Origin of the sequence: Escherichia sp. AM3, assembly GCF_032029835.1 — a bacterium.
Taxonomy (GTDB): Bacteria; Pseudomonadota; Gammaproteobacteria; order Enterobacterales; family Enterobacteriaceae; genus Escherichia; species Escherichia coli.
On the sequence record NZ_JAVUPQ010001379.1, the window covers coordinates 1 to 230 of the forward strand.

Here is a 230-nt window from a genome sequence, read left to right on the forward strand (position 1 = left end):
TTTAGAGTCGGTGCACGCGCCCATGCCGATCACCACGTCACGCAGCTTAACGTCCATGCGCACTGCGCCGCAGGAGCCGACACGGATGATTTTCTTCACGCCGAAATCGGTGATCAGCTCTTTGGTGTAGATGGAGCAGGATGGGATACCCATGCCGTGACCCATCACGGAGATTTTGCGGCCTTTATAGGTGCCGGTGAAGCCCAGCATGCCGCGCACGTTGTTCACTT

At 57.4% G+C, this 230-nt stretch carries 1 pseudogene; it reads right to left on the reverse strand.

Annotation, left to right across the window (positions count from 1 at the left end):
- A pseudogene (gene deoD / locus RTW80_RS31130) lies at positions 1 to 230 on the reverse strand (purine-nucleoside phosphorylase); the annotation flags it as partial.